The 14,283-nt window shown below is 63.0% G+C and carries 13 protein-coding genes and 1 tRNA gene; 11 read left to right on the forward strand and 3 right to left on the reverse strand.

The features are described from left to right. The first annotated feature begins 19 nt into the window (after nucleotides 1-19). From F3W81_RS14060 to F3W81_RS14080, 5 genes are all read left to right on the forward strand, one after another. The gene (locus F3W81_RS14060; RefSeq protein WP_193079762.1) at nucleotides 20-1,291 is read left to right on the forward strand and encodes an ABC transporter substrate-binding protein; all 1,272 of its coding nucleotides are present in this window, start codon (nucleotides 20-22) and stop codon (nucleotides 1,289-1,291) included. A gap of 114 nt (nucleotides 1,292-1,405) precedes the next feature. Beyond that, nucleotides 1,406-2,413, forward strand: coding sequence for a carbohydrate ABC transporter permease (locus tag F3W81_RS14065; protein WP_193079763.1), 1,008 nt, complete (start codon nucleotides 1,406-1,408; stop codon nucleotides 2,411-2,413). Nucleotides 2,414-2,422: 9 nt separating this feature from the next. Beyond that, on the forward strand, nucleotides 2,423-3,583 hold the full coding sequence (locus F3W81_RS14070) for a carbohydrate ABC transporter permease (protein WP_193079764.1): 1,161 nt from the start codon (nucleotides 2,423-2,425) through the stop codon (nucleotides 3,581-3,583). An 8-nt stretch (nucleotides 3,584-3,591) separates the two neighbouring features. Continuing rightward, a complete protein-coding gene (locus tag F3W81_RS14075; RefSeq protein ID WP_193079765.1) occupies nucleotides 3,592-5,250 on the forward strand; it encodes an alpha-glucosidase in 1,659 nt (552 codons plus the stop codon). A 3-nt stretch (nucleotides 5,251-5,253) separates the two neighbouring features. Further along, nucleotides 5,254-6,339, forward strand: a complete 1,086-nt coding sequence (locus F3W81_RS14080) for an ABC transporter ATP-binding protein (protein WP_193079766.1) — start codon at nucleotides 5,254-5,256, stop codon at nucleotides 6,337-6,339. Nucleotides 6,340-6,357: 18 nt separating this feature from the next. Here F3W81_RS14080 and F3W81_RS14085 read toward each other — a convergent pair whose 3' ends face one another. Continuing rightward, complete coding sequence (locus F3W81_RS14085) at nucleotides 6,358-7,203, reverse strand: SDR family NAD(P)-dependent oxidoreductase (RefSeq protein WP_193079767.1); 846 nt, start codon at nucleotides 7,201-7,203, stop codon at nucleotides 6,358-6,360. 259 nt (nucleotides 7,204-7,462) lie between these two features. Here F3W81_RS14085 and F3W81_RS14090 point away from each other — a divergent pair, with 259 nt between their 5' ends. Next, nucleotides 7,463-8,560: a DUF475 domain-containing protein gene (locus tag F3W81_RS14090; protein ID WP_193079768.1), complete on the forward strand. Its 1,098-nt coding sequence runs from the start codon at nucleotides 7,463-7,465 to the stop codon at nucleotides 8,558-8,560. Nucleotides 8,561-8,827: 267 nt separating this feature from the next. Here the strand turns inward: F3W81_RS14090 and F3W81_RS14095 are convergent. Next, nucleotides 8,828-8,903: transfer RNA gene (locus tag F3W81_RS14095), tRNA-Lys, on the reverse strand. Nucleotides 8,904-9,041: 138 nt separating this feature from the next. On the opposite strand from F3W81_RS14095, the gene dapF reads away from it, so the two are divergent. The 4 genes from dapF (at nucleotide 9,042) to F3W81_RS14115 (ending at nucleotide 12,712) form a co-directional block, all read left to right on the forward strand. Next, the gene (gene dapF / locus F3W81_RS14100; protein ID WP_193079769.1) at nucleotides 9,042-9,869 is read left to right on the forward strand and encodes a diaminopimelate epimerase; all 828 of its coding nucleotides are present in this window, start codon (nucleotides 9,042-9,044) and stop codon (nucleotides 9,867-9,869) included. A gap of 3 nt (nucleotides 9,870-9,872) precedes the next feature. After that, on the forward strand, nucleotides 9,873-11,129 hold the full coding sequence (mtaB, locus tag F3W81_RS14105) for a tRNA (N(6)-L-threonylcarbamoyladenosine(37)-C(2))-methylthiotransferase MtaB (RefSeq protein WP_193079770.1): 1,257 nt from the start codon (nucleotides 9,873-9,875) through the stop codon (nucleotides 11,127-11,129). A 264-nt stretch (nucleotides 11,130-11,393) separates the two neighbouring features. Next, entirely contained in the window at nucleotides 11,394-12,020 is a 627-nt protein-coding gene (locus F3W81_RS14110) for an FMN-binding negative transcriptional regulator (RefSeq protein ID WP_193079771.1), read from the forward strand. 89 nt (nucleotides 12,021-12,109) lie between these two features. Continuing rightward, nucleotides 12,110-12,712: a glutathione S-transferase family protein gene (locus F3W81_RS14115; RefSeq protein ID WP_193083888.1), complete on the forward strand. Its 603-nt coding sequence runs from the start codon at nucleotides 12,110-12,112 to the stop codon at nucleotides 12,710-12,712. 79 nt (nucleotides 12,713-12,791) lie between these two features. On the opposite strand, the gene F3W81_RS14120 is transcribed toward F3W81_RS14115, so the two are convergent. Beyond that, nucleotides 12,792-13,481 carry an outer membrane protein gene (locus F3W81_RS14120; RefSeq protein ID WP_226941685.1) on the reverse strand — a complete coding sequence of 230 codons (690 nt, stop codon included), beginning with the start codon at nucleotides 13,479-13,481 and terminating at the stop codon, nucleotides 12,792-12,794. A gap of 220 nt (nucleotides 13,482-13,701) precedes the next feature. On the opposite strand from F3W81_RS14120, the gene petA reads away from it, so the two are divergent. Then, a complete protein-coding gene (gene petA, locus F3W81_RS14125; protein WP_193079772.1) occupies nucleotides 13,702-14,283 on the forward strand; it encodes a ubiquinol-cytochrome c reductase iron-sulfur subunit in 582 nt (193 codons plus the stop codon).

A 14,283-nucleotide genomic window follows, 5' to 3' on the forward strand; every position in this document is an offset into this window, starting at 1 on the left:
GCAACCGGGAGGAGAAACAATGAAAAATACGTTGATGACCGCCACCGCAGCCCTCGCCCTGATGGCCGGCGCGGCCCATGCCGAGAAGGTGACCGTGTTCGGCCCATGGCTCGGGCCGGATCAGGAAAACGTCGAAGCGGTGCTGGCGGGTTTCGCCAAGGCCTCGGGGCATGAGGTGTCCTATGTCGGCTCCGACAGCTTCGAACAGCAGATCCGCATCGATGCCGAGGCAGGCTCGGCCCCCAATATCGCGATCTTCCCGCAGCCCGGTCTGGCCAAGGATATGGCGCGCGACGGCTTCCTGACGCCGCTGCCCGATGGCACCGCTGATTGGGTCAAGGAAAACTACGCCGCGGGTCAGTCCTGGGTCGATCTGGGCACCTACCCCGGCCCCGATGGCGCCGACTCGCTCTATGGCTTCTTCTACAAGGTCGATGTGAAATCGCTGGTCTGGTACGTGCCTGAGAACTTCGAGGACGCGGGCTACGAAGTGCCCAAAACCATGGAAGAGCTGAAGGCCCTGACCGAAAAGATGGTCGCTGACGGCGAAACCCCGTGGTGCATCGGTCTGGGTTCGGGCGGCGCAACCGGCTGGCCGGCGACCGACTGGGTCGAGGACATCATGCTGCGCAACAACCCGCCCGAGGTCTACGACGGCTGGGTCAGCAACGAGATCCCCTTCAACGACCCCCGCGTCGTGCAGGCGATCGAGGATTTCGGCTGGTTCGCGCGTGACGATGCCAAGGTCTCCGGTGGCGCGGGCACAGTGGCTTCGACCGACTTCCGCGACAGCCCCAAGGGCCTCTTCGCGGCGCCGCCGCAGTGCTACATGCACCATCAGGCGTCGTTCATCCCCAGCTTCTTCCCCGAAGGCACGCTGGTTGGCGAAGACGCTGATTTCTTCTACTTCCCGGCCTATGCCGACAAGGATCTGGGCCAGCCAGTTCTGGGCGCAGGCACCCTCTGGGCGATCACCGACGACAGCCAGGGCGCACGCGATCTGATCGCCTACCTTGAGACCCCGGAAGCGCATGAAATCTGGATGGCCCTCGACGGCTTCCTGACCCCGCTCAAGACAGTCGACACCTCGGTCTTCTCGGACCCGACGCTGAAAAAGATGAACGACATCCTGCTGGAGGCCACGACCTTCCGCTTTGACGCCTCGGATCTGATGCCGGGCGCCGTGGGCGCGGGGTCTTTCTGGACCGGCATGATCGATTACACCGGCGGCAAGCCTGCACAGCAGGTCGCGGATGAAATCCAGTCCTCCTGGGACGCCATCAAGCAGTAATCCACCACAAGCGAGGGGCAATGCGTGACAAGCGCGTTGCCCTTTTGCGCATAAAGAACAAGACTTCGGTAACCCGGGGCAGACTCGGGACCGCGAGCAAGGGGGAAGGGCAAGATGAACTCCGCACTACAGGCTCTGATTACGATCCTTGTCGGCCTGGGGGGATGTATCAGCTACTTTTACCTCTCCAACCTGCTGCTGGACAAGGTGATCTGCCGCCCAACCGGCCCGAACGCAGGGCGCAACATCAACCGCGCCAACCTGATCCGGCCCTGGCTGTTCCTGTTTCCCGCGATTTTCGCGCTGAGCATTTACCTCGCCTATCCCGTGTTCGAGACGCTGCGCCTGTCGCTGACCAACCGCGTGCCGGGCGGCGGCTATACCTGGGCGGGGTTGAGCAACTACCAACAGATGTTCAACGAACCGAAGTTCTGGGAGGCGATGCGCAACAACATGCTGTGGCTGATCGTGGTGCCTGCTGCCTCGACCGCCTTCGGCCTGCTGGCCGCGCAGCTGACCGACCGCATCCGCTGGGGCGGCATCGCCAAGTCGCTGATCTTCATGCCGATGGCGATTTCCTTTGTCGGCGCCGCGGTGATCTGGAAGCTGATCTACGACGCACGGCCCATCGATCAGGATCAGATCGGCGTGCTGAACGCGATCTACATCTATTTCGGCGGCGACCAACCGCAGACCTGGCTGACGGTTCCGTTCTGGAACAACTTCTTCCTGATGATGGTGCTGGTCTGGATCCAGACGGGCTTTGCCATGGTAATCCTGTCGGCCGCCCTGCGCGGCATCCCTGAAGAGACCATCGAGGCCGCCATCGTCGACGGCGCGAACCCCTTCCAGATCTTCTTCAAGATCAAGGTGCCGCAGATCATGACGACCATCCTTGTGGTCTGGACGACGATCACCATCATCGTGCTCAAGGTCTTCGACATCGTCTACGCCATGACCAACGGCCAGTGGGAAACGCAGGTGCTGGCGAACTACATGTTCGACAAGCTGTTCCGCGCCAATGACTGGGGGGTGGGCTCGGCCTCGGCGATGATCATCATGCTGCTGGTGTCACCCATCCTGATCTGGAACGTCCGCAACGCGCGGAAAGAAATGCGCTGAGGGACAGACATGGACAATATCGCCGGAACCAAATCTTCGCTGACATGGGTCGTGCACATCTCGGTCGCGCTGCTCGTGGCCCTGTGGCTGTTTCCCACCGTGGGGCTGTTCATCTCCTCCTTCCGCACGGCGGATCAGATCGCCACCAACGGCTGGTGGAACGCCCTGTTCCCCTCCGAGCAGAACCTGACGCTGCGCACCGATGCGCCTGACACTCAGGTGCAGCAGGGCACGCAGTATGTCATCGACGGCAACCTCTTCGTCACCGATGGCCGCCCCGCGGATGAGGCAACGATTTCCGCCTGGGGCACGTCTTCGCGCGATATCGGCGCCTACAAGCCCGGTGACGTGGCCGAGATCGACGACGGCGCCACGCTGACCGTCGACAAGACCGGCAACTACCACATGGAAGGCCCTGCCGCATTCACCGGCAGCCGGGGCGAGCGTGTCTTCGTCGTTGCCACCACCCCGCCCGAGCTGACGTTCGAGAACTACAAGAACCTGCTGTTCAGCGGGCGCAACACCGACGGCATGGTCAAGGCTTTCTTCAACACCATGACGGTGACGATCCCGGCGACGGTGATTCCGATCCTGATTGCCGCCTTCGCCGCCTATGCTCTGGCCTGGATGGACTTCAAGGGCCGCGCTCTGCTGATCGCGCTGGTCGTCGGGCTGCTGGTGGTGCCGCTGCAACTGGCACTGATCCCGCTGCTCAAGCTGCATCTGGCGATCGGCATCGGCAAGGGCTACCTCGGCGTCTGGCTGGCCCATACCGGGTTTGGCCTGCCGATGGCGATCTACCTGTTGCGCAACTACATGGCCGGGCTGCCCCGCGATATCATCGAAAATGCCCGCGTCGACGGCGCGACCGAGTTCCAGATCTTCCTCAAGATCATCCTGCCGCTGTCGTTTCCCGCCCTTGCCAGCTTTGCGATTTTCCAGTTCCTGTGGACGTGGAATGACCTACTGGTCGCCAAGGTCTTCCTGATCGACGCCACCGGGCAGACAACGGTGATGACGGCGCAGATCGTCGACCTGCTGGGCACCCGAGGCGGCAACTGGGAAATCCTGGCAACCGCGGCCTTCGTGTCGATTGCCGTGCCGCTCTTTGTCTTCTTTGCCATGCAGAAATATCTGGTCCGCGGCCTGTTGGCCGGATCCGTGAAATAGGACACTCCATGACGACTCAACTCGCCTCAACGACCGAAATCACAGCGGCTGGTGCCAACGAATGGTGGCGCGGCGGTGTGATCTACCAGATCTATCCGCGCAGCTTTCAAGACAGCAACGGCGATGGCATCGGCGATCTTGCCGGCATCACCGACCGCCTGCCCTATGTCGCCTCGCTGGGCGTCGATGCGATCTGGATCTCGCCGTTCTTCACCTCTCCGATGAAAGACTTCGGCTACGACGTTTCGGATTACTGCGACATTGACCCGATGTTCGGCGCTCTGGCCGATTTCGACGCGATGCTGGCACGCGCCCACAGCCTTGGCCTGCGCGTGATGATCGACCTCGTGCTGTCGCATACCTCGGACCAGCACCCCTGGTTCGCCGAAAGCCGCAATGGCCGCGATAACGACAAGTCCAACTGGTACGTCTGGGGCGATGCGAAACCCGATGGCACGCCGCCCAACAACTGGCTGTCGATCTTCGGCGGCTCGGCCTGGCAGTGGGATTCGCGCCGCCAGCAGTACTACCTGCACAACTTCCTGACCTCGCAACCCGACCTGAACTTCCATTCGCCCGCCGTGCAGCAGGCGCTTCTGGACGTGGCGCGGTTCTGGCTGGACCGGGGCGTCGATGGCTTCCGCCTCGACACCATCAACTTCTACACCCACGACGCCGAGCTGCGCGACAACCCCGCCATTGCACCCGAACAGCGCACCGCCAAGACCGCGCCCGCCGTGAACCCCTATAACTGGCAGGAACACCTCTACGACAAGTCGCGCCCCGAAAACCTCGCGTTTCTGCGCCGCCTGCGCGCGGTGATGAAGCCCTATGGCGCCGCCGCCGTGGGCGAGGTCGGGGACGAACAGCTGGGTCTGGAGATCCTCGGCCAGTACACCGCCGGCGATGATCTGATGAACATGTGCTACGCGTTCGAGCTGCTGTCGGGCGATACGCCCACGGCCTCCTTCGTCAAGGACACCATGGATCACGTCGCCCGCGTCGCCGCCGACGGCTGGGCCTGCTGGGCGTTTTCCAACCACGACGTCGTGCGCCATCCGTCGCGCTGGCTGCTGACCGACGCCGCCACCAAGACCTTCAACACGCTGCTGATGTGCCTGCGCGGCTCCGCCTGCATCTATCAGGGCGAAGAGCTGGGCCTGCCCGAGGCGGACGTGCCCTACGAATCGCTGCAAGACCCCTATGGCATTGAATTCTGGCCTGAATTCAAGGGCCGCGACGGCTGCCGCACCCCGATGGTCTGGGAGGCGAACTCCGATCATGTCGGCTTTACCTCTGCCACGCCGTGGCTGCCGATCAGCTCGTCTCAGGCCGTGCTGGCGGTCGATCAGCAGGAGGTCCGCAAGGACTCGATGCTGAACCACTATCGCCGCAGCATCCAGATGCGGCACGACAGCCACGCCCTGTTGCGCGGCGCCCAGTCCGAGATGGAGGCGACCGGCGATCTGCTGACCTTCCTGCGCACCGACGGCGCCGAGACGGTGTTCTGCGCCTTCAATCTGGGCCGCGACGCCACCACGCTCAGCCTCCCCGAGGGCGAGTGGGAGAATATGGCGAAGGATATCATCGGCGCGACCGAGGCGACCTCGGGCCGCGTGGATCTGCCCGGTTGGGGCTTTCTGGTCGCACGAAAAAGGGCGGTGTAAACCATGTCCCACGTCACACTCACCAATGTCGAAAAGACCTACGGGGGCGCCGTGCGCGTCCTCAAGGACATCAACCTCGAGATCGAGCCGGGCGAGCTGATCGTCTTTGTCGGCCCCTCCGGTTGTGGCAAGTCGACCCTGCTGCGGATGATCGCCGGGCTTGAGAAGATCTCCGGCGGCGACCTGATGATCGACGGCCAGCGGATGAACGACATCCCGCCGGCGCAGCGCGGCATCGCCATGGTGTTCCAGAGCTATGCGCTCTACCCGCACATGACCGTGCGCGAAAACATGGCCTTTGCGCTGAGACTGGCGAAGAAATCGAAGGCCGAGATCGATAAGGCCATCTCCGAAGCCGCCCGCGTGCTGCAGTTGGAGGATTACCTCGACCGCCTGCCCAAGGCCCTCTCGGGTGGTCAGCGTCAGCGCGTGGCGATTGGCCGTTCCATCGTGCGCGACCCCAAGATCTATCTCTTTGACGAGCCGCTCTCGAACCTTGATGCGGCCCTGCGCGTCGCCACCCGGATCGAGATCGCCCGCCTGAAAGAGGCGATGCCAGACCGCACCATGATCTACGTGACCCACGATCAGGTCGAGGCGATGACCCTCGCCAGCCGCATCGTCATGCTGGCCGACAAGGGCATCGCGCAGGTCGGCACGCCGATGGACCTCTATTGCCATCCCGCCAACGAAAAGGTCGCGCTGTTCATCGGCTCACCCGCGATGAACCTGCTGCCCGGGCGCATCACGGCCACCGGCGCGCAGACGCAAGTGCAGCTGGAGCATGGCGAATTCGTCGTCTCGGACATCCCCACGACCGACGCCGACATGGGCAAGACCGTCAACATCGGCGTCCGCCCCGAGCATCTGGACGTCACCGAGGGCGAGGCGCTGTTCCGCGGCCGCATCGACTTTACCGAATCCCTGGGCGAGGTCACCCTGCTCTACTTCGAGACCGTCGGCACCGATCCCGCGCTGATCGCCAAACTGCCCGGTGTGCACCCTGGCCTGCGCGGTCAGACCATGGGCCTGTCCGCAGACCCTAAAAACGTCCACCTGTTCCACGAAGGGCAATCGATGCGCCCCTGAACACGACCTGGCAGAGGGTCAGTCGCCCTCTGCCATATAGGCCTTGAAGGCCTCGGCGCAATCGGGATGCCAGCGCGACAGCGCGGGCCGGTTTTCCGCCACATCGCCCGCCGCCCAGAGCATCCGCTTGCGATCCGTCGCCGTGTCGACCTCATTGTCCGGACACAAGATGTAGAAATCCCCCTCGGCCAGACGCTCCATCATGTGGTCGACGACCTGTTCGGCGCTCCAGGCCGCATCGGGTTTCTCGCTGACCCCCTTGGCACGGGTCAGCCCGGTGAAGGTAAAGCCCGGGATCAGCAGATGCGCCGAAACCCGGCCCCCCGTCTGCTGCACCAGATCATGCGACAGCGACTCGGTCAGTGCCTTCAGCGCCGCCTTGCTGACGTTATAGGCCGTGTCGCCGGGCGGCAGGGTGATCCCCTGTTTCGAGCCGGTGCAGATCATCGCGCCGGGCGCATCGCCCGCGATCATGTCCGGCACAAAGACCTGCGCACAGTGGATCGCGCCCCAGAGGTTGGTCTCCAAAGTCTTGCGCCAGACCGCCTCGCCCGCGAACAGACCGCCACCGCCTTCGCGGCCAGCGTTGCTCATCACGATGCTGATCGGCCCGATCGCTTCGGCAGCGCGCTTCAGCGCCTCAATATCGGCGCGTGAGGAGACATCCGTCGGCTGGGCGAACACCTGATGCCCATCGGCACTCAGCGTCTCCTGTGCCGCTTGCAGGGCCTCTCCGGGCAGGTCTGCGATGACCACGCTCATGCCCGCAGCTCCAAAGCGGCGCGCGGCGGCCAGACCGATGCCACTGGCACCGCCGGTCACGACGGCCACGGTGCCGGGGACGATGGCGGGATGATAGGTCATGGAAAGCCTCCTTTGGTGCCTCGGGCCAAAGCGCGGCCCCTCCCGGCAACTATAGGGCCAGGCCCGCTTGGGGAAAGCCCGCGCGCCAACAGCCGCCGCCGCCCGCGAAACCCGATTTACGTTTCACCCGAATATGCGTAGACTCAACCGCAACAGGCCGTGCGCGACCTGTGCAGCGACCGGGCCCCTCTGGCGAAAGTGGCGGTGCTTTCGTGATGTCGGCACTGCGTTCGGATCCAGCCGCCTGGACCTTTCCAGCATGACACACGGGACGACGCCTTCACGCGGTCCGAAACGGCAAACGCCGGGTTCGGGCGGTTTTTTCCATTATTTCTTCTGGGCCCTTGTGGTCACGGCCCTCGGGCTGGCGCTGGCGGCCTTTCTCGGCTGGCAGACCACCGGCACCCTGCAGGGCACGCTGACCGTCTTCATGATCTGTGCGATTCTGGCGGTGCTGGAAATCAGCCTGTCCTTCGACAATGCCATCGTGAACGCCAACAAGCTGAAAGAGATGACGCCGCTCTGGCAGAAGCGCTTTCTGACATGGGGCATCATCATCGCGGTGTTCGGGATGCGAATCCTGTTCCCGCTGATCATCGTGGTCGTCGCTGCCGGCATCAGCCCGTGGATGGCGCTGAAACTGGCCGCCACCCGCCCCGAAGACTATGCCGAGATCATGCACCACGCCCATCTGCCGATTGCGGCCTTCGGCGGCACCTTCCTGATGATGGTCGGGCTGCATTTCTTTTTCGACACCGAAAAGGACGTGCACTGGCTGAACTGGCTGGAATGCCGCATGTCCCGCATCGCCTCGATCCGCAGTGTCGAGGTCACCCTTGTGTTGCTGATCATCCTTGGCTTCTCCACGCTGCTGCCGCGCCATTCCAGCCAGCTGTTCCTCTGGGCCGCCGTCTGGGGCCTCGTGACCTTTCTGCTGGTCGAGATTCTGGGCCGCGCGCTGGACCACCAAAGCTCCGGCCTCAGCGCCACCGCGCGCGGCGGTCTGGGCGCCTTCCTCTATCTTGAGGTGCTGGACGCCTCGTTTTCCTTTGACGGGGTGATCGGGGCCTTCGCGCTCAGCCAGAACCTGTTCGTGATTGCGATCGGTCTGGGGATCGGCGCGATGTATGTGCGGTCGATGACGGTGCTGCTGGTCGAAAAGGGCACCCTGACCGAATACCGCTATCTGGAGCACGGGGCCTTCTACGCCATCATCGCCCTCTCGGTGGTGATGTTCGCACAGGCTCTGGTCGAGATCCCGGAGGCCGTGACGGGTCTGGGCGGCGCCGTGGTGATCGGGGCCTCGCTCTGGTCCTCGATCCGCTGGAACAGGCGCTGCACCGGCTCCGCCCCCTGAAGCGGGCGGGGAGAGAGAGCGGGGGGAGAGCGCCTAAAAGCGCGCCAGACGCACCGCCCGGTTACCGTCGGGATACCGACGCAATACCGACATGCCGATCTGGAGGCCTCTCCTCCTCCCCAACAGAGGAGCCCTGACCCGTCCGAACCTGGGACAACGCGGGCTGTCGCGCACAAGGCGCGGCGGCGGCGGGTCGGCTGATGTCAGGGGGGAGTGTCGACCGGGCTGGGCCCAAGTCTTTGATATCGTGCTGGAAGTAGAGGTGAGTGGTGAGCCGTACAGGGTTCGAACCTGTGACCTACTGATTAAAAGTCAGCCGCTCTACCAGCTGAGCTAACGGCCCACTCGATGCGCCGTTTAGGGGTGCCAGCAGGTGGGGTCAAGCAGAAATCCACAAAAAATTCACAGAAATATTCTCGCCCCTCCCCCCCCCACCCTTCCCCGCCTTTTCAATAAGGCCCGGAGGGTCTATATCGCCGCAATGCAGATCAAGGATATTTCCCATGGCCTGCCGTTCATGAAGATGCACGGGCTGGGCAACGACTTCGTGGTGATCGACTCGCGTGGCCGCGAGGCGGTGACGACGCCCGCGCTTGCACGCACCGTGGGCAGCCGTCATTTCGGCGTCGGCTTTGACCAGCTGGCCGAAATCCGCGATGGCGAGGGCTCGGATATTACCCTCGACTTCTGGAACAGCGACGGCACCCGCGCACAGGCCTGTGGCAACGCCACACGCTGCGTTGCGGCCTATGTCCTTGGTACGGATGGCGAAAGCATCACGATCCGCACTGTACGCGGCCTTTTGCAGGCCCGCCGCGATGGCGATCTGATCAGCGTCAACATGGGCCAGCCGCAACTGGACTGGCGCGACGTGCCTCTGGCCCGCGCAGTCGATGTGGAGCATCTGCCGCTTGAAGGCGATCCCGTCGCCGTCGGCATGGGCAATCCGCACTGCGTGTTCTTCGTCGACGATGCCGAGGCCGTCGCGCTGACCGTCACCGGGCCGAGAATCGAACATAACCCACTGTTTCCCGAACAGGTGAACGTCGAGTTCGCCGAGGTTCGCAGCCGCGACGAGATTCGCATGAGGGTCTGGGAACGCGGCACCGGTGTGACGCTCGCCTGCGGTTCAGGCGCTTGCGCCACCGCAGTGGCAGCCGTGCTGCGTGGCCTGACGGACCGTCGGGTGCGCATGGAACTTGACGGCGGATGGCTGACACTGGACTGGCGCGATGATGGCGTCTGGATGACCGGCCCCACGGCACATGTGTTCGACGGCCTCCTTCCCCCGACGGTACTGGAGGCATAAGCCATGGATAGTACGCTGAAATTCACCACTCTTGGCTGTCGGCTCAACGCCTATGAAACCGAAGCCATGAAGGCTCTCGCAGCCGAGGCGGGGGTCGAAAATGCGGTGATCGTCAACACCTGCGCCGTCACCTCCGAGGCGGTGCGCAAGGCCCGTCAGGACATCCGCCGCCTGCGCCGCGAAAATCCGGACGCGACCCTGATCGTCACCGGCTGCGCCGCCCAGACCGAGCCCGAGACCTTCGCCGCGATGCAGGAAGTCGACCTGATCATCGGCAACACAGAAAAGATGCAACCCGCCACCTGGGCGAACCTCTCGCCAGATTTCATCGGCGAGTCCGAGCGCGTGCGTGTCGACGACATCATGTCGGTCACCGAGACCGCCGGGCATCTGATCGACGGCTTCGGCACGCGCTCCCGCGCCTATGTGCAGGTGCAGAACGGCTGTGACCACCGCTGCACCTTCTGCATCATTCCCTTTGGCCGTGGCAACTCGCGATCGGTCGCGGCAGGCGTCGTGGTCGAGCAAATCAAACGGCTGGTTGATCAGGGATATCAAGAGGTTGTCCTGACCGGCGTCGACCTGACGTCCTGGGGCGCAGACCTGCCGGCAACGCCACGCCTTGGCGATCTTGTACTGCGCATCCTCAAACTGGTGCCAGACTTGGCGCGCCTGCGCATCAGCTCAATCGATTCGATAGAAGCCGATGACGCCCTCATGCAGGCTATCGCGAGCGAACCCCGCCTGATGCCGCATCTGCATCTTAGCCTGCAGGCGGGCGACGACATGATCCTGAAACGCATGAAGCGCCGCCACATGCGTGATGACGCTATCCGCTTTTGCGAAGAGGCCCGCACGTTGCGCCCGGACATGACCTTCGGCGCAGACATCATCGCCGGTTTCCCGACAGAAACAGACGCTATGTTCGCCAACTCTTTGAGACTGGTTGAGGAATGTGACCTGACATGGCTCCACGTCTTTCCGTACTCCCCCCGTCCCGGCACCCCGGCCGCGCGCATGCCGCAGGTCAACGGAGGAGCAATCAAAGCCCGAGCGGCCCAATTGCGAACAGCGGGCACGCAGCAGGTAACGCGTCACCTTGCCGCGCAAATTGGCAAATCCCACAAAATCCTCATGGAAAGCCCAGTTATGGGACGTACAGAACAATTTACCGAGGTGCATCTCAGCTCCGAGCACCCCGAAGGCAAGATCATACACGCTGTGATATCGGGCCACGCTGACGGGCATCTTGTGGCCTGACGCTGATATGCAGGGCAGCGGCAAAGTCGGGCTCTGTACGATTTCAAATCGATACGCGACGACAAGCCCGAACGCCTCCGGCGGAAGTATTTTCAGCAAGATGATACAGAGCCCTGCCCCCATTGTTTCCCTGTTACAAATATCCCCGGGGAGTCAGCGCAGCTGACGGGGGCAGAGCCCCCCTTGGCCTGAGTCGATTGATTGCGATTGCCCCCGAGAGGCCGCGCGATCAGGATGGTGGCGAAGAGCCGCAAGGAACCGATCATGCACCCCAATCCGATTTATCGCACTGCGACGCGCGCAGAAAATCTCAGCTTTGCTTCTGATGTCGGTTTTGGCCTTTTCTGCCTGTCAGCCGGCGCCTTGGCCCCCTTGGTGGCGCAGGCACCCTTTTTGATCGAGGGTGACTCACTGATCCTGCATCTGGTTCGCTCAAATCCAGTGGCGCGGGCGTTGCGCACCGGCGGGATGCCCGCGCGATTGGTGGTGATGGGGCCGCATGGGTATGTCTCACCCGATTGGTACGGCGTCGAGGATCAGGTCCCAACGTGGAATTATGTCTCTGTGGAAGTGACAGGCGTGATGGAGATGCTGCCCGAGGCCGAGATGCGTCCTGTGCTGAATCGTCTCTCAGAGACGTTTGAAGCGCGGCTGGCACCAAAGCCGGTCTGGCGCACCGAGAAGATGAGTGATGAGGCTCTGGAGCGAATGATGCGGGCGATTGTGCCGCTCAGGATGCAGGTGGAGACAGTAGAGGGCACATGGAAGCTGTCGCAGAACAAACCTGACGCCGTGCGCCACGGTGCAGCTACGGGGATGCAGCAGGCTGGCTTTGGCTCTGACCTTCCGCCTCTAGTGGCCATGATGCGTAGGGCTGGCGAAACTGAGTGATCTGGCCGGGAAAATGCGAGCAATGGACAGGATGCTGTGCCAGGCCTAGGGTCGCGGCGAAGCAATGAGGAGCTCCGTCCATGTCCGGCCTGAAAGCCATCGTATCGCCGCTGTCGCCCTTTGCCCGCAAGGTCCGGGTCACCCTTCTGGAAACCGGTCTTTCGGACCGTGTCGCGCTGGAGAATGTCTCGACATCGGCGCTTGAGTCGAATCCTGTTCTGGTCGCCGCCAACCCGCTGGGCAAGCTGCCTGCCCTGCTGCGCGAGGATGGCCCGATGATCTGCGACAGCCGTGTGATCTGCCGCTACCTTGATTCGCTGTCAGGCGGCCGTCTGTATCCCGAGGCGCGGATCTGGGAGGTTCTGACGCTGGAGGCGCTGGCCGACGGTGTGATGGAGGCCGCCGTGCTGATGGCCTATGAGCATCGCCTGCGCCCCGAGGAAAAGGTCTTTCCCGAGTGGGTCGAAGCACAGTGGGCCAAGGCCGCACGCACGCTCAGCGTCATTGATGCGCGCTGGATGAGCCATCTGGCCGGACCGCTGGACGCCGCGCAGATCGCGCTTGGCTGTGCACTTGGCTATATCGACCTGCGTCATGGTGCGCGCAACTGGCGTGAAGGCAATGTCGATCTTGCGGCCTGGTACGAGGCGTTCTCCGCCCGACCGGCGATGCAGGCGACCGTTCCGGCCTGAGGAGAGAGATCGGCGAAAAGTCAAAAGGCCCACCAGAGTCGGTGGGCCTTTTTATTTGGTCACACGGTGGAAAGACGCCTCAGAAGCGGAAGCCGACACCGACGTTCAGCGCATTGGTGAAGATGCGCGTGTCTAGGTTGCCGCCCCCAACGAGGTCGGTTTCGTTTTTCGATGCGGTGAATTGATATTCACCAAACAGCGACCACTGATCGCTGATCGGATAGCTGGCACCGGCCGTCAGGCGCATGGCCGGGCCGCCGAACTGGTATTCAAAGGTTTTCGGGCCACCGATCGCCGTGACTTCGACGTGGGGAATCGAGAAACCAACACCACCGCTGACGTAGGGCGTGATACTGCCCCACTGATTCTTCCAGCGGCGCGACGCGTTGACGGTGACGATGTTCAGACCATCGGTGAATTCGAGATGCGAAAAACCCGCCGCCTTCATGTCGTCCTGATCCGAGTAGACCTTGTCATGCGTGAACTCGAGTCCGAAGCCCCAGTTGTCATCCTGCCACCAGGTTGCGCGCACGCCGTAGTAGGGGGGCATGTCGAAGCTCTTGCCCTCCCAGCCGATCAAGGCATTGAAATCACCGGTGGTCGGCGAGGTGCCCTTGATGCGGCTGTGCGGGGCTGTCTGGTAGCCGGTGTAGAGGTTCAACTCAATCTCAGCGCGTGCGGGCGCGCTGGAGAAGCCGGTCAGCAGGGCGGCTGCGGCAAGCGTGGCGGCGGTGCTGCGAAGGGCACAACGGGAAGGTTTTTGCATCATGGGAGGGGTCCTAGCGAGATCTGGCTTTGCAACAGACTTACACGCGCGGCACAAGGGTCTCAAGCGCGACACATGCGCGCCCCTTTTCGCAATCGGCGATTGTATGCTGGACCTGTGGAATGAGGCCCGTTAAACAACCGCTTGGAACGGCTGTGCAGTTTGCGCGGCCCCGAACCCGTATGTGGCCGCCGTCGTCCGGCCGAAGAATGGAGCTAAGTTCGTGTCCCACGCAGAAGATCACGAAGGCACCCGGAGGGACTTCCTCTATTACGCCACAGCCGGCGCAGGTGCCGTCGCCGCCGGTGCCGCCGTCTGGCCACTGGTCAATCAAATGAACCCCTCGGCAGATGTTCAGGCCCTGTCTTCGATCCGGGTTGATGTCTCTGGTGTCCAAACCGGAACACAACTCACGGTAAAATGGCGCGGCAAGCCGGTGTTTATCCGCCGCCGCACCCAGGAAGAGGTCGACATGGCCAAAGAGGTCGATACAGCGACCTTGCCTGATTCGAATGCCCGCAACGCCAACCTTGGCGACACCGCGATGGCGACCGACCAAAACCGCGCCACGGCCCCCGAGGGTGCCGAAGGTCTGGCCGCCGAAGAATGGCTGGTCATGATGGGCGTCTGTACGCACCTGGGTTGTGTGCCTTTGGGCGAATCCGGTGACTTTGGCGGCTGGTTCTGCCCTTGCCACGGGTCGCACTACGACACCGCAGGGCGGATCCGCAAAGGTCCGGCACCTGAGAACCTGCCTATTCCGCTGGCCGCCTTCGATGGCGAGTCCGAAATTATTCTGGGCTGA

Origin of the sequence: Pseudooceanicola spongiae (genome assembly GCF_014899185.1) — a bacterium.
Classification (GTDB): domain Bacteria; phylum Pseudomonadota; class Alphaproteobacteria; order Rhodobacterales; family Rhodobacteraceae; genus Pseudooceanicola; species Pseudooceanicola spongiae.

What these genes read in the sequence shown, in the direction of transcription:
- F3W81_RS14060 (WP_193079762.1), top strand. Translation starts at nt 20, where the DNA reads ATGAAAAATACGTTGATGACCGCCACCGCAGCCCTCGCCCTGATGGCC.
- F3W81_RS14065 (WP_193079763.1), top strand. Translation starts at nt 1,406, where the DNA reads ATGAACTCCGCACTACAGGCTCTGATTACGATCCTTGTCGGCCTGGGG.
- F3W81_RS14070 (WP_193079764.1), top strand. Translation starts at nt 2,423, where the DNA reads ATGGACAATATCGCCGGAACCAAATCTTCGCTGACATGGGTCGTGCAC.
- F3W81_RS14075 (WP_193079765.1), top strand. Translation starts at nt 3,592, where the DNA reads ATGACGACTCAACTCGCCTCAACGACCGAAATCACAGCGGCTGGTGCC.
- F3W81_RS14080 (WP_193079766.1), top strand. Translation starts at nt 5,254, where the DNA reads ATGTCCCACGTCACACTCACCAATGTCGAAAAGACCTACGGGGGCGCC.
- F3W81_RS14085 (WP_193079767.1), bottom strand. Translation starts at nt 7,203, where the DNA reads ATGACCTATCATCCCGCCATCGTCCCCGGCACCGTGGCCGTCGTGACC.
- F3W81_RS14090 (WP_193079768.1), top strand. Translation starts at nt 7,463, where the DNA reads ATGACACACGGGACGACGCCTTCACGCGGTCCGAAACGGCAAACGCCG.
- dapF (WP_193079769.1), top strand. Translation starts at nt 9,042, where the DNA reads ATGCAGATCAAGGATATTTCCCATGGCCTGCCGTTCATGAAGATGCAC.
- mtaB (WP_193079770.1), top strand. Translation starts at nt 9,873, where the DNA reads ATGGATAGTACGCTGAAATTCACCACTCTTGGCTGTCGGCTCAACGCC.
- F3W81_RS14110 (WP_193079771.1), top strand. Translation starts at nt 11,394, where the DNA reads ATGCACCCCAATCCGATTTATCGCACTGCGACGCGCGCAGAAAATCTC.
- F3W81_RS14120 (WP_226941685.1), bottom strand. Translation starts at nt 13,481, where the DNA reads ATGATGCAAAAACCTTCCCGTTGTGCCCTTCGCAGCACCGCCGCCACG.